This window comes from Streptomyces sp. NPDC058664 (assembly GCF_042716635.1).
Classification (GTDB): Bacteria; Actinomycetota; Actinomycetes; order Streptomycetales; family Streptomycetaceae; genus Streptomyces.
In genome coordinates this window covers 1-21,088 of sequence record NZ_JBHXRW010000071.1, presented here as the reverse complement: position 1 = coordinate 21,088, position 21,088 = coordinate 1, and the positions used below count along the sequence as shown (strand labels likewise).

16 protein-coding genes are annotated in these 21,088 nt (G+C 72.4%); 5 read left to right on the top strand and 11 right to left on the bottom strand.

Annotated features, from left to right (window positions below; genetic code table 11):
* Positions 1 to 21: 21 nt before the first annotated feature.
* The 6 genes from ACFWUY_RS35720 to ACFWUY_RS35695 all read right to left on the bottom strand — a co-directional run bounded on the left by ACFWUY_RS35720 (position 22) and on the right by ACFWUY_RS35695 (position 6,490).
* On the bottom strand, positions 22 to 1,212 hold the full coding sequence (locus ACFWUY_RS35720) for a YncE family protein (protein WP_384119797.1): 1,191 nt from the start codon (positions 1,210 to 1,212) through the stop codon (positions 22 to 24).
* The gene (locus tag ACFWUY_RS35715; protein WP_384119794.1) at positions 1,212 to 1,991 is read right to left on the bottom strand and encodes a polysaccharide deacetylase family protein; all 780 of its coding nucleotides are present in this window, start codon (positions 1,989 to 1,991) and stop codon (positions 1,212 to 1,214) included. The genes ACFWUY_RS35720 and ACFWUY_RS35715 overlap by 1 nt, the downstream gene beginning before the upstream one ends.
* Before the next feature lie 392 nt (positions 1,992 to 2,383).
* Complete coding sequence (locus ACFWUY_RS35710) at positions 2,384 to 2,887, bottom strand: ATP-binding protein (protein ID WP_384119791.1); 504 nt, start codon at positions 2,885 to 2,887, stop codon at positions 2,384 to 2,386.
* A 71-nt stretch (positions 2,888 to 2,958) separates the two neighbouring features.
* Positions 2,959 to 3,726: an enoyl-CoA hydratase/isomerase family protein gene (locus ACFWUY_RS35705; protein ID WP_384119789.1), complete on the bottom strand. Its 768-nt coding sequence runs from the start codon at positions 3,724 to 3,726 to the stop codon at positions 2,959 to 2,961.
* A gap of 82 nt (positions 3,727 to 3,808) precedes the next feature.
* A complete protein-coding gene (locus ACFWUY_RS35700) occupies positions 3,809 to 5,077 on the bottom strand; it encodes an Ig-like domain-containing protein (protein WP_384119786.1) in 1,269 nt (422 codons plus the stop codon).
* 195 nt (positions 5,078 to 5,272) lie between these two features.
* A complete protein-coding gene (locus ACFWUY_RS35695; RefSeq protein ID WP_384119783.1) occupies positions 5,273 to 6,490 on the bottom strand; it encodes an Ig-like domain-containing protein in 1,218 nt (405 codons plus the stop codon).
* A 163-nt stretch (positions 6,491 to 6,653) separates the two neighbouring features.
* Between ACFWUY_RS35695 and glgX the strand changes: the two genes are divergently transcribed.
* Positions 6,654 to 8,855, top strand: coding sequence for a glycogen debranching protein GlgX (gene glgX / locus ACFWUY_RS35690; protein WP_384119780.1), 2,202 nt, complete (start codon positions 6,654 to 6,656; stop codon positions 8,853 to 8,855).
* 27 nt (positions 8,856 to 8,882) lie between these two features.
* Here glgX and ACFWUY_RS35685 read toward each other — a convergent pair whose 3' ends face one another.
* From ACFWUY_RS35685 to ACFWUY_RS35670, 4 genes are read right to left on the bottom strand one after another with little or no spacing between them, the layout of a single operon-like run.
* A complete protein-coding gene (locus ACFWUY_RS35685) occupies positions 8,883 to 9,530 on the bottom strand; it encodes a response regulator (RefSeq protein ID WP_384119777.1) in 648 nt (215 codons plus the stop codon).
* Positions 9,523 to 10,821, bottom strand: coding sequence for a sensor histidine kinase (locus ACFWUY_RS35680; RefSeq protein ID WP_384119774.1), 1,299 nt, complete (start codon positions 10,819 to 10,821; stop codon positions 9,523 to 9,525). Before ACFWUY_RS35680 ends, ACFWUY_RS35685 begins: the two co-directional genes overlap by 8 nt.
* Before the next feature lie 27 nt (positions 10,822 to 10,848).
* Complete coding sequence (locus ACFWUY_RS35675; RefSeq protein ID WP_384119771.1) at positions 10,849 to 11,640, bottom strand: ABC transporter permease; 792 nt, start codon at positions 11,638 to 11,640, stop codon at positions 10,849 to 10,851.
* Complete coding sequence (locus tag ACFWUY_RS35670; RefSeq protein ID WP_384119768.1) at positions 11,637 to 12,542, bottom strand: ABC transporter ATP-binding protein; 906 nt, start codon at positions 12,540 to 12,542, stop codon at positions 11,637 to 11,639. The genes ACFWUY_RS35675 and ACFWUY_RS35670 overlap by 4 nt, the downstream gene beginning before the upstream one ends.
* A 158-nt stretch (positions 12,543 to 12,700) precedes the next feature.
* Between ACFWUY_RS35670 and ACFWUY_RS35665 the strand changes: the two genes are divergently transcribed.
* The gene (locus ACFWUY_RS35665) at positions 12,701 to 14,542 is read left to right on the top strand and encodes an ABC transporter ATP-binding protein (RefSeq protein WP_384119765.1); all 1,842 of its coding nucleotides are present in this window, start codon (positions 12,701 to 12,703) and stop codon (positions 14,540 to 14,542) included.
* Positions 14,539 to 16,377 (top strand): ABC transporter ATP-binding protein, encoded by a 1,839-nt coding sequence (locus ACFWUY_RS35660; RefSeq protein WP_384119762.1) that lies wholly within the window; start codon positions 14,539 to 14,541, stop codon positions 16,375 to 16,377. Before ACFWUY_RS35665 ends, ACFWUY_RS35660 begins: the two co-directional genes overlap by 4 nt.
* A gap of 161 nt (positions 16,378 to 16,538) precedes the next feature.
* Here the strand turns inward: ACFWUY_RS35660 and ACFWUY_RS35655 are convergent, their stop codons facing one another.
* Positions 16,539 to 18,041, bottom strand: a complete 1,503-nt coding sequence (locus tag ACFWUY_RS35655) for an MFS transporter (protein ID WP_384119759.1) — start codon at positions 18,039 to 18,041, stop codon at positions 16,539 to 16,541.
* 126 nt (positions 18,042 to 18,167) lie between these two features.
* Here ACFWUY_RS35655 and ACFWUY_RS35650 point away from each other — a divergent pair, with 126 nt between their 5' ends.
* Both ACFWUY_RS35650 and ACFWUY_RS35645 read left to right on the top strand, forming a co-directional pair.
* Entirely contained in the window at positions 18,168 to 19,064 is an 897-nt protein-coding gene (locus ACFWUY_RS35650; RefSeq protein WP_384119756.1) for a TetR/AcrR family transcriptional regulator C-terminal domain-containing protein, read from the top strand.
* A 244-nt stretch (positions 19,065 to 19,308) separates the two neighbouring features.
* Positions 19,309 to 21,088: M4 family metallopeptidase (locus ACFWUY_RS35645; RefSeq protein ID WP_384119754.1), on the top strand; the 1,780-nt coding region annotated here is incomplete at its 3' end.

Genomic DNA, 21,088 nt, shown 5'->3' with positions numbered 1-21,088 from the left:
CCGGAGGACCCGCCGCGGGACCTACCGGAAGACGCCGGTGTGGCCGAGGGAGTACCGGCCCGGCTGGGGGTACACCGCGAGGCCGTGGGGGCCTCCGCCGACCGGGATGCGAGCGAGCTGCTTGCCGGTGGTGGTGTCGATCGCGTAGACCTCGGAGTCGTAACGGCCGGAGAGCCAGAGGACCTTGCCGTCGGCGGAGACGCCTCCCATGTCGGGGGAGCCGCCGTCCGGGAGCCACCACTTCTTGGTGAGCCTGTTCTTGGCGAAGTCGAAGACGGAGATCGAACCCTCGCCACGGTTGGGGACGTACATCTCGCGCGAGTCCCGGCTGATGTAGAGGCCGTGCGCACCCTTGCCGGTGGCCAGCAGGGTGGGGGTGGTGAACTTCTCGCCGTCGAGGACCCACATGCCGTGGGCCATCATGTCGGCGACGTAGAAGGTCTTCCCGTCGGGGGAGATCTTCACGTCCTGCGGCATGGCGCCCTCGAGGGGCAGTTTCTGCTGACCGATCACCTCCATCTTCTCGGTGTCGACCTTGAGCAGCTCGCCGGAGAACTCGCAGGAGACGACGAAGTAGCGTCCGTCCGCGGAGAAGTCGGCGTGGTTGACGCCGTAGCAGCTGACCGGGACGGTCTTCTTCCGTTCCATGGTGTGCGGGTCGCGGAAGACGAGTTCGCGGTCGAGGGAGGCCATCACGATGGCGTACCTGCCGTTGGGCGTGAAGTAGAGGTTGTACGGGTCGTGGACCTCGACGGGCTTGCCGGCGACGCCGGTGGCGGGGTCGATGGGGGTGAGGGTGTGGCCCCGGTTGTTGTTGACCCAGAGGGTCTTCATGTCCCAGGAGGGCACGACGTGCTGGGGCTGGATGCCGACGGGGATGGTATCGACGACCTGGTAGGTGGCGGGGTCGATGACGGAGACGGTGTTGGAGTTGGTGTTGGGGACGTAGACGCGGGAGGGGAAGTCCTTGACGACCGAGGAGAGCCGGTTCGGCCGGTCGGCGGCGTAGACGTCGTTCGGGTCGAGGAGCGGCGGCATGCCGGGCAGTCCGGCGGGCGCGGTGGCCTGCTTCGGTACGGCGGCGGCCTTCTTGACGGGGGCGGCCCCGTCGCCCGGGTCCCCGGTGCCGCAGCCGGCGAGGGCGGCGAGGAGGGCGGCGGCGAGGAGGGTCCCGGTCCTCCTCGTGAGGTGGCTGTGCGTGCGGTGTGCCATCAGGTCAGCAGCTCCGTGGTGGTGACCGCGCGCAGCCCGCGGCGGTCGAGTTCGGCGAGGAGGAGGGGCAGGGCGGCGGCGGTGCCGGGGTAGCCGAAGTGCAGGCTGACGACGGATCCGGCGCGGACCGTGCCGGTGACGTTGCGGACGACGGCGGTGGCGCCGGGCGAGGTGTGGTCGAGGGAGTCGACGTCGTACGAGAGGACGTGCGGGTATCCGGCGCGGTGGGCGGCGCGCAGGACGGCGGGGGTGGCGTGCCGGGTGCGGGAGGGCCGGAACCAGCTGCCGATGGAGCCGGTGAGCCGGCGCAGCCGGGTGGCGCAGGCCTCGATCTCGGCGTGCGCCTCGGCCTCGGTCAGGGCGTTGACGTCGATGTGGTGCTGGGTGTGGTTGCCGAGGTCGTGTCCGCCGTCGAGGACGCGCCGGGCCAGGCCGGGGTGGGCGTCGAGCCAGCTGCCGACGGCGAGGACGGTGACGCGGGCGCCGGCGTTCTCGGCCTGGGTGAGGAGCGTCCGGGCGAGGGCGGGGTCGCCCTGGCCGTGGAAGGTGAGGGCGACCCGGGGCCGGTCGCGGGGGCCGTGGGCGATCTCGGCGGGCTGTCCTGGCAGGCGCCGCGGGGCGGGGGCCGCGTGGGGCGTGGGGGCGGGAGCCCGGGGCGCGGGGCTCCGTGGGGCGGGAGCGGCGGGGTGGGGGGCCGTGCCGCAGGCGGTGGCGAGGGTTCCCGCGAGGGCGGCGGCCGCTCCCGCGCGGAGGGCTCCACGGCGGTCGGTCGGTTTCACTCGACCATTTAAAGGTGGTAGCGCCCGATTTATTACGATTAGGCCAATCCAGGACGTTTGCGAGCCCTGAAGGGGTGTCCACCATCCGGACGATCACGGGAAACAATCGATGAACTGCATAGTCATTCACTGTTTGCAAGGTGAGTGCTGCACGTCACCAACGATTCATTATGCAACTGTCATGATTTGACCTGCATTGCACCACTAAGGACTTTTGGCGGCAAGGCCACCCGTCTGCCATAGTCGGAGACACGACCCCCATTGACCCGGGCCAGGTCGACATAGCGGCCGTGGATACACCCCCCCGTCCACGGCGCACCACACGGAAGCCCCCACGCGCCCCACCACGGCGCACGGGGGCTTCCGTGCGTCCGGGGGGCGCCGGCGCGGGGTCAGCGGTCGGAGACCCGCATCTCGAACCAGGTCGTCTTGCCGCGCGGCGCCAGGTCCACGCCCCAACGGTCCGACAGCTTGTCGACGAGGAAGAGGCCACGGCCGCTCGTGTCGAGCTCGTGCACCGGCATCAGACAGGGAAGTCCGCGCGAGGGGTCCCGCACCTCGACCCGGATCCAGCCGCGCCGCCGCTGTAACCGCAGCGCGAAGACCCTGGCGCCGGTGTGCCGGACCGCGTTCCCGACGAGTTCCGAGACCAGGAGCACGGCGTGCTCGGTGATCTGCGGGCCGAGACCCCACTGCCGCAGCACGACGTGCTGGGTGAGCCTGCGGGCCACCCACGCGGATTCGGGGCGGGACGGCAGGCGGACGTCCTCCTCCGCCGGATTGCCGTACAACTCCAGTGCTCCGACGGCCTGTTCGTCGTCCGCGGCCGGTGACCACCGCGCCGCGGCAGCGCTGGTGCGCTGCCACGGTTGTTCCCTACCCTCCAGGCCCGCCATGCCCCCCATCATGGCCGTACCGAGACGTCCGCGGGGGCCGTTCCGATGGAATGACCCCCGCGGACGACCCGTCAGGCGAACTTCGCCTTCCCCGGGCCCTCCTCGACGAAGCTGCGCATCCCGCGCTCACGGTCCTCGGTGGCGAACAGAGCCGAGAACCAGGTGCGCTCGATGGCGAGACCGGTGTCGATGTCGGCCTCGAGACCCTGGTCGATCGCCTCCTTCGCGGCCCGCAGGGCGACCGCCGGGCCCTGCGCCAGCTTCGCGGCCCAGGCGTGCGCCTGCTCGTACACCTCGGCGGCCGGGACGACCCGGTCGACCAGCCCCAGCGTCAGGGCCTCGTCGGCCCTGACCATCCGGCCGGTGAAGATGAGGTCCTTGGCCTTGGAGGGGCCGACCAGGCGGGACAGGCGCTGGGTGCCGCCGGCGCCCGGGATCAGGCCGAGCAGGATCTCCGGCTGGCCCAGCTTCGCGTTGTCGGCGGCGATCCGGTAGTCGGCGCAGAGCGCGAGCTCGCAGCCGCCGCCGAGGGCGTAGCCGGTGATCGCGGCGACGACGGGCTTGGGGATGCGGGCGACGGCGGTGAAGGAGTCCTGGAGCGCGCGGGAGCGCTTGACCATGGCCACGTGGTCCATGACCTGCATCTCCTTGATGTCCGCGCCGGCCGCGAACACCTTCTCGCCCCCGTAGAGGACCACGGCCCGCACGTCGTCGCGGTCGGTCGCCTCCTGGGCCAGCTCGCGCAGCCGGTCCTGGGTGGCGACGTCCAGGGCGTTCATCGGGGGGCGGTCGAGGCGGATCGTGCCGACGCCTTCGGCGACTTCGAGGTTCACAGTCATGGGAGGAAGGTTAGTGTCCGTTAACGAGAAGGGGCCCGGTGCTGTTGCTCACAGCACCGGGCCCGCACTCGCTCGCGTACGACTACGCGATCCACTCCGACCAGGACATGTTCCAGCCGTTGAGGCCGTTGTCCGGCTTGATCTGCTTGTCCTTCGAGTTCTTCACGACGACCACGTCGCCGATGATCGAGCGGTCGTAGAACCAGGCCGCCGGCATGGAGCCGTCGCCCGCGCCCCGCGCGTCCTGGAGGCCGACGCAGCCGTGGCTGACGTTGGAGGAGCCGAAGGTGCCGGCCGAGGCCCAGTAGTTGCCGTGGACGAAGGTGCCCGAGGTGGACAGGCGCATCGCGTGCGGCACGTCCTTGATGTCGTACTCGCCGCCGAAGCCGACCGTGGCCCCGTTCATGCGGGTCACCTTGTACTTCTCGCTGATGACCATCTGACCGTTGTACGTGGTCGTGGACGGGGCGCCCGCGGTGATCGGGATCGTCTTGATGATCTTGCCGTCGCGCTCGACCTTCATCGTCTTCGCACTGGCGTCGACCGTGGAGACCTGGCGGCGGCCGATGGTGAAGGAGATCGTCTTCTTCTGCTTGCCGTAGACGCCCGGGCGGCCCTCGACGCCGTCCAGGTTGAGCTCGACCTTCACCTTGGTGCCGGCGGCCCAGTAGTTCTCCGGGCGGAAGTCGAGGCGGTCGTTGCCGAACCAGTGGCCCTCGATCCGCACGGCCGGCTCGGCCGTCACCTTGATGGCCTTCTCGACGGCGTCGGGGTCGGTGATGCCCCGGGTGAAGTTGATGGACACCGGCATGCCGACGCCGACGGTCGAGCCGTCCTCCGGCGTGTAGTGGCCGATGAAGGTGTTCTTCGGGACCAGGGTGGTGAAGGTGGTGTCCTTCGCCGACTCGCGGCCCTCGGCGTCCTTCGCGACGGCGTGGACCTTGTACTGGGTGGCCGCGGCCAGGTGGGCGGTCGGCGACCAGCTGGAGCCGTCCGCCGCGATCTCGCCCTCGACCGCGGTGCCCTTGGAGTCGGCGACCGTGACCGTGGTCAGCTTGCCCTGTGCGGCGGTGACCTTGAGGGCACCACTGGTGGCGACCGCGTCGGCGCCGTCCTTCGGAAGGATCGTCACGACCGCCTGGGAGGCCGCGTTGTCCTGCTTGCCGCCGCCCTGGGCCGCCGGTCCCTGTCCCCCCGTACCGCTGCCGCCGGGCGTCTCACCGCCGCCGCAGGCGGTGAGCAGCAGGAGCATCGCCCCCGCCGCGAGCGCTCCGAGCCGGACGCCCCCGCGCCGTCGGCCGCGCCGCCCCTCGGCCCCTACCGATGTCCCCGATATCGGCTGCCCGTTCACTGTGGTCTTCTCCCCTCGCACGGCCTGGCACCGCCACGGCCCCACCCCCGTGCGCATTCACTCGCGCACACGGCGCTAGATAATCACACCGCAGGACACGAAAGATCCTCGTGAATGTCACCGTTCAGTCCCGATCAGTCACGATCGGCCTGGTAGGACGGCGGAAGTGCCGGGCGGTGCGGGGGCGACGGGTGTTCAGCGCAGGGCGGAGCCGGCCTTCCACCGGTCCCACTCCATGTTCCAGCCTCCGAGGCCGTTGTCGGGAGCCACCTTCCGGTCGCGGGAGTTGACCACCTCCACCACGTCGCCGATGAGCGTCCGCTCGAAGAACCAGCCCGCGGGGGACTCCGCGCTGCCGCCCTTCTCGTCCCGGAGTCCGACGCAGCCGTGGCTGACGTTGGCGGTGCCGAAGGTGTCGGGCGAGGCCCAGTAGTTCCCGTGCAGGAAGGTCCCCGACTCGGTGAGCCGCATCGCGTGCGGCACGTCCTTGATGTCGTACTCGCCGCCGAAGCCGACCGTGGCCCCGTCCATCCGCGTCACGTCGTACAGCTCGGTCACCACCATCTTCCCGTTGTACGTGGTGGTCTTCGGCGCCCCCGCGGTGATCGGCAGCGTCGCCAGGACCTTGTCGTCCCTCCTGACCTCCATGGTGTGCGCGGCGGCGTCCACCACGGAGACCTGGGAGCGGCCGACGGTGAAGCCGACCGTCTTGCGCTGGATGCCGTAGACGCCGGGCGCCCCCTCGACGTCCCGCAGGCCGAGCCGCACGGTGACGCGGGTGCCCGGCCGCCAGTACGCGGCGGGGCGGAAGTCGAGCCGCTCCTTGCCGAACCAGTGGCCGACGACCTCCACCGGCGGCACCGAGGTGATCCGGATGGCCCGCTCGACCTCGGCGCGGTTCTCGATCGGCCTGTTGAAGCCGAAGGAAACGATCATGCCGGTGCCGACCGTGGAACGATTCTCCGGTTTGAAGTAGCCGATGAAACGGCTCTCCGGCACCACGGTGGTGAAGGTCGTGTGCCGGGCCGAACGGCGGCCGTGCGCGTCGAGCGCGACCGCGTCCACGCTGTACTTCGCGGCCAGCGCGAGCCGGGCGTCCGGCCGGGGCCGCCAGCGCAGCCCGTCCGCGGAGATCTCCCCCACGATCTCGGTCCGCTGGGCGTCCTCCACCTGGACGACGGTCACCCGTTCGAGCCGTCCGCTGTCCACCTTCACCTCGACCGGCCCGTCGGCCCTCACCCCGCGGCTTCCGTCCTCCGGGCTGACCCGGATCACGTCACCGGGGGCCCGCGCCTTGCCCGGCAAGGGGAGGCCGATGCCCCGTTCGCCGCCGTTTCCCGTGCATCCCACGAGGCCCGCCATCAGTCCCGCCACCGCGAGGGCGTACCTCGCCCGCTTCCATACAAGTGTCACGCTCGGCCCAACGACGGCCACCCTCCAGGGGAAACGTGCGTGCGGGTCATGTTGGGAGCGGGGCTCGGCGGGAAGAACAGGAGGAGGACACGCACGGGAGCGGCGGCCGGGACGCCGTCGCTCCCCGGGTGCGGGGCCCGACGAGCCGCGGGAGGCCGGGACGGTGGCGAGCGCAGCCGAGCAGGAGGCGGTACCGGAGCATGCCCCGGAGCGGGCCGGGCCACCGGTGTGGCCGGGCGCGCCGACGCCGTTGGGGGCCCGCTGCCGGGTCGGGCCCGACGGGGTCGCCGGCACCAATTTCGCCCTGTGGGCGGGCGGGGCGGAGGCCGTGGAGCTGTGCCTCTTCGCCCCGGACGGTACGGAGCGGCGGCTGCCGCTGACCGAGCTGACCCATGAGATCTGGCACGGCTTCGTGCCCGGGGTCGGTGCCGGGCAGCGGTACGGCTACCGGGTGCACGGCCGCTGGGACCCGTGGACGGGCGCCCGGTGGAACCCGGCGAAACTGCTCCTCGACCCGTACGCGCGGGCCGTCGACGGCGACTTCACGCTGCCGTCCGAGGTGTACGGGCACGTCCGGGACTGGCCGCAGCAGCACATCGCCGACACCGTCCGCGACGAGCGGGACTCCGCGCCGTTCGTCCCGAAGGGGGTCGTCGTCCAGGACGACGACGACTGGTCCGACGACCGCAGACCGAAGACGCCCTGGCAGGACTCGGTCATCTACGAGCTGCACGTCAAGGGCTTCACCCGGCTCCACCCGGGCATCCCCGAGCACCTGCGGGGCACCTACGCGGGCCTGGCCCACCCGGCGGCGATCGAGCACCTCGTACGGCTCGGGGTGACGGCGGTGGAGCTGCTGCCGGTGCACCAGTTCGCGCACGAGGACCACCTGCTGCGGCGCGGTCTGCGCAACCACTGGGGGTACAACTCGATCGGCTACTTCGCCCCGCACGCCGGTTACTCGTCCTCGGGGACGACCGGACAGCAGGTCGGCGAGTTCAAGCGGATGGTGCGGGCGCTGCACGAGGCCGGCATCGAGGTGATCCTCGACGTCGTCTACAACCACACGGCGGAGGCGGGCGAATTCGGCCCCACCCTGTCCCTGAAGGGCATCGACAACCGCGGCTACTACCGCCTCCAGTCCGACGCCCGCCGGTACGCCGACTACACGGGCTGTGGCAACACCCTGCACGTCGTCCAGCCCCAGGTGCTGCGCCTGATCACCGACTCACTGCGCTACTGGGTCACCGAGATGGGCGTCGACGGCTTCCGCTTCGACCTGGCGGCGGCCCTGGCCCGCTCGATGCACGACGTCGACATGCTCTCCCCCTTCCTCGCGGTGATCGCCCAGGACCCGGTGCTCCGCCGGGTCAAGCTGATCGCCGAACCCTGGGACGTGGGCAACGGCGGCTACCAGGTCGGCTCCTTCCCTCCCCTCTGGACCGAGTGGAACGACCGCTACCGGGACGCCGTACGGGACTTCTGGCGCGGGGCGCTGCCCGACGTGCGGGACCTCGGCTACCGGCTCTCCGGCTCCAGCGACCTGTACGCCTGGGGTGGCCGTCGGCCGTACGCCTCCGTCAACTTCGTCACCGCCCACGACGGCTTCACCCTCCGCGACCTCGTCACGTACGAGCGCAAGCACAACGAGGCCAACGGCGAGGGCAACCGGGACGGCACCCACGACAACCGGTCCTGGAACTGCGGCGTCGAGGGCGAGACCGACGACCCCGGGGTCAACGCCCTGCGCCTGCGCCAGCTGCGGAACCTGCTCACCACCCTGCTCCTGTCGACGGGGGTGCCGATGCTCGTCGCGGGCGACGAGATGGGCCGCACCCAGGGCGGCAACAACAACGCCTACTGCCAGGACAACGAGACCGGCTGGCTCGACTGGTCCCTGCCCGACGACCCGGGGCGCGCCCAGCTCCTCGCCCTCACCCGGCGGCTGCTCGACCTGCGCCACCGCCACCCGGTGCTGCGCCGACGGGCCTTCTTCTCCGGCCGGCCGCAGGGCGCGGACGGGCTGCGGGACCTGGCCTGGTTCGGCGCCGACGGCACGGAGATGACGGAGGCGGACTGGTACGCCCCCAGGGCCACGCTGGCCCTCTACCTGTCGGGCCGTGACATACCGGGCCGGGACGGGCGCGGCGAGCAGATCACCGACGACAGCTTCCTGGCCGTGCTCCACGCGGGCCCGGACCCGCTGGAGTTCCGTCTGCCGGGCCCGCCCTGGGCGGAGTCGTACGAACTGGTCGTCGACACGGCCCGCGAGGAGCAGTCCGGGGCCCCGGGGACGGTCCACCGGGGCGGCGGGACGCTCACGGTGGGGGCCCGGTCGGTGGTGCTGCTGCGGGTCGCGGCCTGAGGCCTCGGGGACGGCGGGGGCCGGGCGTCAGGCCCGGCCCAGGATGCCCCGTTCGTAACCGGCGGCGACGGCCGCCGCCCGGTCCTTCACGCCCAGCTTGGCGTAGATGTGCGTCAGATGGGTCTTGACGGTGGCCTCGCTGATGAACAGCTCGGCGGCGACGGCCCGGTTGGCGGTGCCCTTGGCGACGAGGACGAGGATCTCGGTCTCGCGCGCGGAGAGGGTGGTGTCGACGGCCGGGGCGACGGGGGCGCGGACGGCGGTGACGAGGCGGGAGGCGACGGCCGGGGAGAGGACGGTGCGGCCCTCGGCGGCGGCCCGTACGGCGGCGAACAGTTCCTCGCGGGGCGCGTCCTTGAGGAGGTAGCCGGTGGCACCGGCCTCGATCGCCGGGAGGGTGTCGGTGTCCGTGTCGTACGTGGTGAGGACGAGGATCCGGGAGCGGGCGCCGAGCCGGGTGAGGTCGGCGATGGCGTCGACGCCGCCGCCCTCCGGCATGCGCAGGTCCATGAGGACCACGTCCGGGTCGAGGCGGAGGGCGAGCGCGACGGCCTCGGTGCCGCCGGAGGCCTCGCCGAGGACGCGGAAACCGGAGCCGGGGGCGGCGAACATGCCGCGCAGGCCGTCCCGTACGACGGGGTGGTCGTCGACGATCAGCAGGGTGATGTCAGTCATGGCCCGCCCACGGTACGCGAGCGGAGACGGCCGTCCCCTCGCCCGGTGCGGTCTCCAGGGTCACGGCCCCGGCGAGCCGTTCGGCGCGGGCGCGCATGCCGGCGAGGCCGAACCCCCCGCCGGGGGCGCCCGGTTCGAAGCCGCGGCCGTCGTCGCGCACGTCCAGGGTGATCTCGTCGCCCATGTAGGAGAGGGTGACGCCGGCCCGGGACGCGCCGGAGTGCCGTTCGGCGTTGGCGAGGGCCTCCTGGGCGATCCGCAGGAGGGTGGCGGCGACCTCGTCGTGGAGCGGCCGTTCGGTGCCGGTGACGGTGAACCGGGTGTCGACGCCGGTGCGTTCGGCCCAGGTCCCGACGGTCTTGCGGAGGGCCTCGGGGAGGCTGTCGTGCTCCAGGGCGACCGGGCTCAGGTTCCGCACCGAGCGGCGGGCCTCGCCCAGGCTGTGCCGGGCCAGGTCGGCGGCCCGCCGCAGATGGACGCGGCCCGCCTCCGGGTCGGGGCCCGCGGTGGCGGCCTGGAGCTGGGTGATGATCCCGGTGAGGCCCTGGGCGAGGGTGTCGTGGATCTCGGCGGCGAGCCTGCGGCGCTCGTCGGCGACCCCGGCCTCCCGGGCCTGGAGGAGGAGTTGGGCCTGGAGGGCCGCGTTCTCGGCGAGGGCCTGTTCGAGGCGGGCGTTGGCGCGGGCGAGCTCGGTGATCGTGGCGGCCCGCTCGGCGGCCTTCTCGGCCTCCTTGGCGCCGAGGTGGGAGAAGACGACGGCGAGGCAGGCGTTGAGGGCGAAGAGACCGCCGAAGGCCAGCCAGTGGACGGGCCCGGTGGGCGGCAGGCCGCCGGACTGGGAGCCCGCCATGATGACGGCGGTGACCAGGAGTCCGGCACGGCGGACCCGGCGCGGCAGGAGGTGTTCGGCGTCGAAGTAACCGATGCAGGCGTAGATCGCGAAGAAGGGGTTGAGCCAGGTGAGCGCGAAGGCGAGGGCGGTACGGAGGGTGAAGTAGGCGATGGAGGCGGGCCCCGGCCCGCCGGGCAGGAACACCGGCGCGGGCGAAGGATGCCCGGCGTCCGGGTCCTCCTCCCGGGGCGCCGGGCCGGCCGGCGCCCGGACGCGCAGACGGTCCCACCCCACCTGGAGGGCGAGCGCGGCGGCCACCAGGGCGCCGGCCGCGGACTTCTCCGTACCGTCCATCAGCATGTCCGCCGCCGCGGCCGAGATCACGGTCGCGACGGCCAGCAGTCCGTACGGCCCCCAGCGGAAGAACCGGCGCCAGGGTTCCTCGACGGTGGTCGGCATCGTCCGGCCGCCCCCTTCCACTTCCGGTCACTCCCAGCGGAACCAGCGCACCGACGCGGCGGTCAGCACGGCCGTCCACAGGGCCATGGCACCGAGCGCCGCCCAGCCGGGCCAGCCGCCCGACGCGGCCGCGTCGAGGGCCTGTGAGGCGGCACCGAAGGGGGTGAGCTGGACGATCCCCCGCAGCGTATCCGGCATGGCCTGGACCGGGACCCAGACTCCCGCCGTGAACATCATGGGGAAGAAGACGGCCGAGCCGACGGCGGTGGCGATCTTCTGGGTGCGGGAGACGGCGCACACGGCGGCGCCGAGGGAGAGCCCGGCCGCGACGGCGAGGAGCAGCGCGAGGGCGTAGCCCGGCGGGTTCTCCGGGAGGGCGACGCCGAAGGCGAGCCGGCCCACGGTGATCACCAGGAGCGAGGAGACGAGCGCGGCGGCGGCGTGCAGCGCCAGCTGGGCGGTCAGCAGCGTCGCGGGGCGGACCGGGGTGGTGGACATCCGGCGCAGGATGCCCCGCTCGCGGTAGCCGGCGAGCACCGGCGGCATGGCCTGGAGTCCGGCCATGATCAGGGCGAAGAGGACGGAGACGGGGACGTAGAGGTCGATGACCCGGCGTCCGCCGAGGTCGTCCGAGGCCTCGCGGAAGGACGGGATCAGGCCGAGGACGACGAGCAGGACGGTCGGTGAGGCCATCACCCAGAACAGGGCTCCGGGCTCGCGGGCGAAGAGCCGGGCCTCGGTCCGCAGGACCGTGGCGGTGGCGGTGGCGGTGGACGTGCGGGTAGCGGTGCCGGTACCCGTGCTCGTGCTCGTACTCATCGCGGTTCGGTTCCCGTCAGGTCGAGGAAGGCGTCGTCGAGGGTGGCGTCGGTGACGCGGAGCCGGCGGGCCGTGACGCCCCGGCGGGCGAGGAGCGAGACGAAGGCGCCGACGGTCTCGTCGGTGCCGTGGACGACGGTCCTGCCGTCCCTCGTCTCCGCCCCCACCGCTCCCGGCAGCGCGCGGAGCTCCGCCGGTTCCAGCGGGGTGTCGGCGGCGAAGGAGATCTCCTTCGCCGCCGAGGCCCGCCCGATCAGCCCGTCGGGGGTGTCGAGCGCGGCGAGCCGGCCGCCGTCGATGACGGCGATCCGGTCGCAGAGGCGCTGGGCCTCCTCCATGAAGTGGGTGACGAGCAGGACGGTGACGCCGCCCGCCCGGACGTCCTCGACGAGCGACCAGGCCTCGCGGCGGGCGCGCGGGTCGAGTCCGGTGGTCAGCTCGTCGAGGACGACGACCCGGGGCGCGCCGATCAGCGCGAGGGCGATGAGGAGCCGCTGCCTCCGGCCGCCCGACAGCTTCCCGAACCGGGTTCCCAGGTGCGGCAGGAGACCGAGCCGCTCGGCGAGCTCCCGCCGGTCGGCGGGCCGCTCGTAGAAGGAGGCGTACAGGTCGAGCGCCTCACGGACGGTCAGCTTGGCCTGGAGTTCGCTCTCCTGGAGCTGGACGCCGAGGAGCCGGGTGACCTCGTCGTGCCGTGCGACGGGGTCGTGTCCGCAGACGCGCACCCGCCCCTCGTCGGGTGTCCGCAGTCCCGCGACGCACTCGACGGTGGTGGTCTTGCCGGCGCCGTTGGGGCCGAGGATCCCGAAGATCTCCCCCTCGCCGACGTCGAAGGAGATCCCGTCGACGACCTTCCGGCCGCCGTACGTCTTGTGCAGTCCCCGCACCTCGATCGCTGTCATGTCCCCAGCCTGTCGGCCGGGCGCGACCCCCGGTATCGGCCATCCCGCTCGTACCGGCCGTCAACCGATCGGTTGACGGGCGGTACGACTCCCGGTCCGGGAGGACGGCCGGAAAACCGGATGAGACGTGTCAGGGGTGAACCGTATGGTCGGACCTGATGCCCGAGATACCTGTCGCCCCAGAGCCCTCCGCGCCCGCCGAGCCCCCCGTACCCGCCGCTTCCGGCCCCGGTGCCGCTCCCCCGCGCTCCGCCGTGCGTGCGCTGCTCCGGCTCTGGCCGTACGTGCGGCCCGTGCGCGGGCGGCTGTTCGCGGCCGCGTCCGTCGCGATCGTCGCCTCCTGTCTTTCGCTCGTCATCCCGCTCGTCCTGAAGTGGATGGTGGACGGGCCGGTCGCGGACCGGGACCCGGGCGGGGTGTGGCTGGGGGCGCTGTACCTGCTGCTGCTCGGGATCACCGAGGCCGTGCTCTTCGGGCTCCGGCGCTGGCTGGTGGCACGGCCGCTGTCCGGGGTCGAGGCGCGGATGCGGGCCGACCTGTACGGCAGGCTCCAGCGGCTGCCGATCGCCTTCCACGACCGGTGGGCGTCCGGGCAGCTGCTCTCGCGCGGCACGACCGATCTGATGCTGGTCCGGATGTTCCTGGCCTTCCCGTTGACGTTCCTGCTGGTCAACGGCGTGACGATCCTCGCGGGTTACGTCCTGCTGCTCGCCCAGGACTGGTCCCTCGGCCTGGTGCTGCTGACCCCGGTGCTGCCGCTCGTGATCGTCTGCTCGCTCTTCGAGAGCCGGTACGGGCTCGTCGCGCGCCGCGCCCAGGACCAGGTGGGCGATCTGACGACGGTCGTCGAGGAGAGCGTCCTCGGCATCCGGATCGTGAAGGGTTTCGGCCGGCACCGCAGCCAGGCCCGCGCCTTCCGGAGGCTCGCGGGGGAACTGCGCGGCACCGAACTGGCCAAGGCCCGGCTGCTCGCCATGATCTGGGCGGTCATCACCGTCGTACCCGAACTGGCCATCGGGGCGGCGCTCGTCCTCGGCACGGTGCGGGTCGCGGACGGTGACCTGTCGGCGGGCACGCTCGTCGCGTTCCTCTCGACGGCCCTGGCGCTGCGCTGGCCGGTGGAGTCGATCGGCTTCCTGCTCGCCATGAGCCAGGAGGCGGCGACCGCGACGGAACGGTACTTCGAGGTGATGGACGCCGACGAGGAACCGGACACCCCCACCGCGGGGGACACGACGGCGGACGGCCCCGACGGGGTGCGCTTCGAGGGCGTGTCGTTCCGCTACCCGGACGCCCCCGCGGGCTCCCCGCCCGTCCTGGACGGCATCGACCTGCACATCCGCCCCGGCGAGACCCTGGCCCTCGTCGGCGGCACGGGTTCCGGCAAGACCACGCTCACCGCGCTCGTACCGAGGCTGCACGAGGCGTCCGGCGGCCGCATCCTCCTCGACGGCGAGGACATCGCCCTGATGGAACGGGAACGGCTGCGGAGCCTGGTCTCGATGGCCTTCGAGGAACCGACGCTGTTCTCCGCGAGCGTCGGCGAGAACGTCCTGATGGGCGCCGGTGACAAGGCCGGCGAACCGGAGCTGCGGCGCGCCCTCGGCGTGGCGCAGGCGGACGGCTTCGTGGACCGGCTGCCCGAGGGCACCGCGACCCAGGTCGGCGAGCAGGGCCTGAGCCTCTCCGGCGGGCAGCGCCAGCGGCTCGCGCTCGCCCGCGCGGTCGTCGGCCGGCCCCGCTTCCTGGTCCTCGACGACCCGTTGTCGGCGCTCGACGTGCACACGGAGGCACGGGTGGAGGCGGCCCTGCGGGAGGTGCTGCGGGAGACGACGGCGCTCGTCGTGGCGCACCGCCCGTCGACGGTGATGCTGGCCGACCGGGTCGCGCTGCTGTCGCGGGGCCGGATCGCGGCCGTCGGCACCCATCAGGAACTGCTGCGGAGCAGCGAGGAGTACGCCTGGCTGATGTCCGGCGAGGGCAAGGACGAGAACCGATGACCGACACCACGGACACCCGGCCGACCGAGCGGGAAGCCCCGGCCGGGGACCCCTTCGACCGCGACGACCTGCCGTCGCCCCCGGGGGCGACGGGCGCGCTGCTCCGCTCGCTCCTGGCGACGCACCGCGTGAGGGTCGCGTTCGCGGCGCTCGTCCTCCTCGTCAGGGAGGGGGCGATCCAGGCGGGCCCGCTGCTCGTCGCGTACGCCATCGACCGGGGCGTCCCGGCCTTCCGGGACGGCGACCACGGTCCGGTCGTCGCGGTGGCCCTGGGCTACCTCCTCTGCGCGGCGCTCTCGGGCGTCCTCCAGTACGTCTTCGTCCGCGGAGCGGCGCGCGTCAACCAGGACGTCCTCCTGGACCTGCGCGGCCGGATCTTCCGCCACGCCCAGGTCCTCAGCGTCGACTTCCACGAGCGGTACACCTCGGGCCGGCTGATCTCCCGCTCGACCACGGACGTCGAATCGCTCCAGGAGCTCCTCTCCGAGGGTCTCCAGGAACTGATCGGCGTGTTCCTCTCCTTCCTCTCGATCTCCGTCATCCTCCTCTGGCTGGACCTGGGGATCGGAGCGGTGGCGGTGGCCTCCTTCCTCCCCCTGTACCTCCTCGTGCGCCTCTACAGAAGGCGTGCCGGCCGGGTCTACTCCGAACGCTCCACGGCGATCGCGGGCGTGATCGTGAAGTTCGCGGAGACGATGAACGGCATCCGCCCGGTCCGGGCGTTCCGCCGGGAACAGGCGAACGACACGGAGTTCGCGGCCCTCAACCACCGGCACGAGCGCAGCAACGGCGACGCCCTCCTGGAGATGGCCCGCTACGTGGTCGGCTCTCGCCTGGTCGCGAACACAGCGGTCGCCGGCATGTGTCTGTGGGGCGCCTACCGGGTGGCCTCGGGCTCCCTCGAACTGGGCGTCCTGGCGGCCGCGGTCCTCTACATGCGGCGCCTGTACGACCCGATCGACCGCCTGGGCATGTTCCTCAACTCCTACGAGTCGGCCGCCGCGTCCCTCACCAAGATCGCGGGCCTGCTCGCCCAGGAACCGGGCGTACCGGAGACGCGGGCGCCCAAGGACCTTCCCGACCGCACCGGCTCCCCGGGCCGTGAGGTCGTCTTCGACCAGGTCCGCTTCGCGTACCGCACGGGCGGCGAGGTCCTCCCCGCCTTCGACCTGACGATCCCGCCGGGCCAGACAGTGGCAGTGGTAGGTGCGACGGGTGCGGGCAAGTCGACCCTGGCCAAACTCCTGGCCCGCTTCTACGATCCCACCGACGGGGCGGTACGACTCGACGGCGTGGACCTCCGCGACCTGGCCACCCCGGAACTCCGCCGCGGTGTCGTCATGGTGACGCAGGAGGCGTTCCTCTTCTCGGGCACGGTCGCCGAGAACATCGCGATCGGCCGCCCGGACGCGACCCGCGAGGAGATCGAGCAGGCGGCCAGGGCCATCGGGGCGCACGAGTTCATCGAGAACCTCCCGGACGGCTACGACACGGACGTACGCAAGCGCGGCGGCCGGATCTCGGCGGGCCAGCGCCAACTGGTGGCCTTCGCCCGCGCCCTCCTCGCGGACCCGGCGGTCCTGATCCTCGACGAGGCGACCAGCTCCCTCGACGTACCGGGCGAGCGGGCGGTGCAACGAGCCATGGACACGGTCCTGGCGGGCCGTACGGCGGTGGTCATCGCCCACCGCCTCTCCACGGTCGAAGTGGCGGACCGGGTCCTGGTGATGGAGTCGGGCCGGATCGTCGAGGACGGCACACCCTCGGCCCTGGTCACGGGCGAGGGCCGCTACGCGGGCCTGCACCGCGCCTGGCGCGAGAGCCTGGTGAGCTGAAAACGAAACAGCAGTGGGGGACGTGGAGGGGGCGCGTTCGGGACGTAAAGCGTGATGTGTGGCGCTTCAGAGACGCCCACAACAAACGGACCGCGGGCGCCGTACATCATGCAGTCCCGAACGCGACCCCCGGAACGGCCCCCACGGCACCCCCACGGGTGTCAGGCACGCGCACCCCGCAGCAGAGCGACCGCCACCCCCGCCGCGAGAAGCATCAGAAGACAGGCGGCAACAGCCGCGCCCCCCATGGCCCGGACGAAGGCATCCCGCGCGGCCTCAAGGACAGGCCCGGGAAACCCCAGCGCACCCCCCAGCGTCTCCCGGGCGGCGGCCGGCGCCGAGGAGGGCATCGCGGCCGTGTAGACCGCGGCCCCGACCGACCCGAGGACCGCCATCCCGAGCGCCCCGCCCAGCTCCTGCCCCGACTCGAGAACGGCGGCGGCGGATCCGGCGCGCTCCACCGGAGCCGCCCCGAGGGCGAGTTCGTTGGCGAGGGTCATGGCGGAGACGAGCCCGGCGGCGTAGACGCCGCCGCCGACCAGGACGGCCCACAGGGGCGTGGCGCGGTCGACCCCGGCGAGCCAGGCGAAGCCCGCGGCGGAGACGAGGAACCCGCCGCCCATGACGTACGCCCGGTCGACCCGCCGGGCGAGCGCCGCGGCCACCGGTGCGGCGACGAGGACGCCGCCGCTGGGGACGAGGCTCCAGAGGGCGGCCTCGAAGGGGCTCTGGCCGAGGACGGACTGCAGGTACTGGGTGAGGAAGACGGCGAAGCCGACGGTCGCGACCATGGCGAGCAGGTTGACGAGGACGGAGCCGCCGTAGGCCCGCTGCCGGAGCAGGCGGAGGTCGACCATCGGATGGGCGAGGCGGGCCTGCCGGCGTACGAAGACGAAGCCGAGGACGAGGCCCGTGGTGATGCCGAGGGCGGGCACCGGCGCCCAGCCGTCCTCGGCGATCTCCTTGACGCCGTGGATGAGGGGCAGCAGCGCCGCCAGGGAGAGGGCGGCGCCGGCGAGGTCGAAGCGCCCGCCGCCGGTGGCGCCCTTGGACTCGGGGAGCAGCATCGGGCCGAGGATCAGGAGCAGGGCCATGGCGGGGAGGTTGATGAGGAAGACGGAGCCCCACCAGAAGTGTTCGAGGAGGGCTCCGCTGACGACGGGTCCGAACGAGATGCCGCTCGCCATGACGGCGGTCCACACGGTGACGGCCCTGGCGCGCTGGGCCGGGTCGTGGAACAGGGTGCGGATGAGGGCGAGCGTGGACGGCATGAGGCAGGCGCCGGCGACGCCGAGGAGGGCGCGGGCGGCGATGAGGGTGCCGGGGCTGTGGGCGTAGGCGGCGGCGACGGAGGCGAGGCCGAAGAGGGCGGCGCCGCCGAGGAGGAGTCCGCGGCGGCCGACGCGGTCGCCGAGGGCGCCCATGGTGATGAGGAGTCCGGCGAGGACGAAGCCGTACATGTCGAGGATCCACAGCTGCTCGGTGGCGCCGGGGCGCAGGTCGGCGGCGATGGAGGGGATCGCGAAGTAGAGGACGGAGACGTCCATGGAGACGAGGAGGAGGGGCAGCATGAGGACGCCGAGGGCGGCCCATTCGCGGCGGCCGGCTCGGGCGGGTCCTGCGTCGGGTCCGGCGCCGTGCCCGGGGTTCGCGGTGAGTGTCATGCGGGGAGGGAAGCAGGGGAGCCGTGTACGCCGCCACGCGTGCCCTAGTACGCCCGGGCGGCACGCCATCGAAGGCCCGTGTCACCGGCGTGTACGGCGTCCTGGTGCACTAGTACACTCGCCGCCGTGACGAACCGGCCGCCCTACCTCGCCATCGCCGCCGAGCTCCGCCGACGCGTCCGGTCGGGCGAGCTCGCCCCGGGCGACCGGGTGCCGTCGACGCGGGCCATCACCCGGGAGTGGGGCGTGGCGATGGCGACGGCCACGAAGGCGCTGGGGGTGCTGCGGCAGGAGGGCCTGGTGCGGGCCGAGCCGGGGGTGGGCACGGTGGTCGTCGCCCCCGCGGGTCCGGACGCGGAGCCGCTGTCGCGGGAGCGGCTGGTGGAGGCGGCGCTCGAACTTGCCGACGCGGAGGGGCTGCACGCGCTGACGATGCGCCGGGTGGCGACGGCTCTCGGGGTGTCGACGATGGCGCTGTACCGCCATGTGCCGGGGAAGGCGGAGCTGGTGCGCCTGATGGCGGACGCGGCGTGCGGGGAGGTGCCGTTGGGTCCGGTGCCGGCGGAGTGGCGGACAGGGCTCGAGCAGGGCGCGCGGTGGCTGCGCGGGGTGTACTCCCGGCACCGGTGGATGGCGCACGCGATGGCCTCGTTCACGCGGCCGGTCGCGACGCCGAACGCGCTGGCGTACCTGGAGTGGGTGCTGCGGTCGCTGCGGGGGACTCCGCTGACGTACGAGGAGAAGCTCCACACGCATCTGCTGATCTTCGCCTACGTCCAGGGGTTGTCGATGGCCGACGACCTGGAGGAGCAGGCGCGCCAGGACACGGGGATCTCCGACGGCGAGTGGATGGAACAGAATGAGCCACGGCTCGACGCGATCCAGGCGAGTGGCTCGTACCCCGAGTTGGACTCGGTGACCAGCGGCGGCGACTTCGGTCTGGACCTGGACGCGCTCTTCGAATTCGGGCTTCGGCGAACGCTGGACGGTATCGCGTCCATGATCGGCGAAACGTCCGGTTAACGAACACCGACGTACGGGCAGCGGACGAATTCCGGCCAACTTCTCGCCGCACTCCTGACAGGTCCCCGTCACTCCTGTCAGTCTCTCCCCGGTTCCTCGCATCACCGTTCGCCGCTTCACCCGAACGAGTACCGCGCCACCCGAACGTGCTCCACGTCGTTCGAACGTGCTCCACAGCTCTGCTTGCTCCGCCCGGACGGGCCCACCCAGTCCGCCGGTACCCCCCTCGCAAGAAGGAGTCTGCGTGAGATCCACGCCCAGCCGTCGCGCCACCGCGACCGGCGCCCTGATAGCCGCCGCCGCCATGATCGCGGTCGGTGTCCAGTCCGGCACCGCCTCCGCCGACATCGGCTGGCCCACCGCCCCCAAGGCGCAGGCCGCCGACCGGGCGAACCCCGGCAAGCTCCCGGCCGACCTCACTCCCGCCGAGCGCACCGCGCTCATCAAGGCCGCCGACGCCGACAAGGCGAACACGGCCAAGGCCCTCGGCCTCGGCGCCCAGGAGAAGCTGGTCGTCCGCGACGTCGTGCAGGACCGCGACGGCACGACCCACACGCGCTACGAGCGCACCTACGCCGGACTGCCCGTCCTCGGCGGTGACCTGATCGTCGCCGAGACCAAGGCCGGCGCGACCACCTCGGTCACCAAGTCCTCCCGCGCGGAGCTGAAGAACGTCGACCTCGCGGCCACCGTCGCCCCGGCCGCCGCCGAGAAGCAGGCCGTCGGCCTCGCCAAGGCGGAGGGCTCGAAGGAGACGGACGCCGAGCGCGCCCCGCGCAAGGTCGTCTGGATGGCCTCGGGCGCCCCCGTCCTCGCGTACGAGACCGTCGTCGGCGGCCTCCAGCACGACGGCACCCCGAACGAGCTGCACGTCGTGACGGACGCGAAGACCGGCGCGAAGCTGTACGAGTGGCAGGCCGTGCACAACGGCACCGGCAACACGCAGTACAGCGGCTCGGTCACCCTCGGCACCGCGCCCTCGTACACGCTGACCGACACCACCCGCGGCAACCACAAGACGTACAACCTCAACCGGGGTACGTCCGGCACCGGGACGCTCTTCTCCGGCCCCGACGACGTCTGGGGCAACGGAACCCCGTCGAACCTGGAGACGGCGGGCGCCGACGCGCACTACGGCGCCGCGCTCACCTGGGACTACTACAAGAACGTGCACGGCCGCTCCGGCATCCGCGGCGACGGCGTCGGCGCGTACTCCCGGGTCCACTACGGCAACGCGTACGTCAACGCCTTCTGGCAGGACTCCTGCTTCTGCATGACGTACGGCGACGGCGCGGCCAACGCCAAGCCGCTCACCTCCATCGACGTGGCCGCGCACGAGATGACCCACGGCCTGACCTCCGTCACCGCCGGCCTGGTCTACAGCGGCGAGTCCGGCGGCCTCAACGAGGCCACCTCGGACATCTTCGCGGCGGCCGTCGAGTTCTACGCCAACAACGCCCAGGACCAGGGCGACTACCTCGTCGGCGAGAAGATCGACATCCGCGGCAACGGCACCCCGCTGCGCTACATGGACAAGCCCAGCAAGGACGGCTCGTCCAAGGACTACTGGTACTCCGGCATCGGCAGCGTCGACGTCCACTACTCCTCGGGCCCGGCCAACCACTGGTACTACCTGCTCTCCGAGGGCAGCGGCACCAAGACCGTCAACGGCGTGACCTACGACTCGCCGACCTCCGACGGCCTGCCCGTCACCGGCATCGGCCGGGACAAGGCCTCGCTGATCTGGTTCAAGGCGCTCACCACCAAGTTCAACTCCTCCACCAACTACGCCGGCGCCCGCACGGGCACCGTCGCGGTGGCCACGGAGCTGTACGGCGCGGGCAGCCCCGAGGTGCTCGCGGTCCAGCACGCCTGGGCCGGCGTCAACGTCGGTACCCGCCCCGGCGGCACCGAGCCGCCCGTGGGCAAGGTCTTCGAGAACGCGGCCGACGTGTCCATCCCGGACAACGGCGTCGCGGTGACCTCGACGGTCAACGTCACCGGCATCGCCGGCAACGCGCCCG

Excerpts from the sequence above, each read along its gene's own strand:
- ACFWUY_RS35720 (WP_384119797.1), bottom strand. The coding sequence starts at position 1,212 with ATGGCACACCGCACGCACAGCCACCTCACGAGGAGGACCGGGACCCTC.
- ACFWUY_RS35710 (WP_384119791.1), bottom strand. The coding sequence starts at position 2,887 with ATGGCGGGCCTGGAGGGTAGGGAACAACCGTGGCAGCGCACCAGCGCT.
- ACFWUY_RS35705 (WP_384119789.1), bottom strand. The coding sequence starts at position 3,726 with ATGACTGTGAACCTCGAAGTCGCCGAAGGCGTCGGCACGATCCGCCTC.
- ACFWUY_RS35685 (WP_384119777.1), bottom strand. The coding sequence starts at position 9,530 with ATGACTGACATCACCCTGCTGATCGTCGACGACCACCCCGTCGTACGG.
- ACFWUY_RS35680 (WP_384119774.1), bottom strand. The coding sequence starts at position 10,821 with ATGCCGACCACCGTCGAGGAACCCTGGCGCCGGTTCTTCCGCTGGGGG.
- ACFWUY_RS35675 (WP_384119771.1), bottom strand. The coding sequence starts at position 11,640 with ATGAGTACGAGCACGAGCACGGGTACCGGCACCGCTACCCGCACGTCC.
- ACFWUY_RS35670 (WP_384119768.1), bottom strand. The coding sequence starts at position 12,542 with ATGACAGCGATCGAGGTGCGGGGACTGCACAAGACGTACGGCGGCCGG.
- ACFWUY_RS35665 (WP_384119765.1), top strand. The coding sequence starts at position 12,701 with ATGCCCGAGATACCTGTCGCCCCAGAGCCCTCCGCGCCCGCCGAGCCC.
- ACFWUY_RS35660 (WP_384119762.1), top strand. The coding sequence starts at position 14,539 with ATGACCGACACCACGGACACCCGGCCGACCGAGCGGGAAGCCCCGGCC.
- ACFWUY_RS35655 (WP_384119759.1), bottom strand. The coding sequence starts at position 18,041 with ATGACACTCACCGCGAACCCCGGGCACGGCGCCGGACCCGACGCAGGA.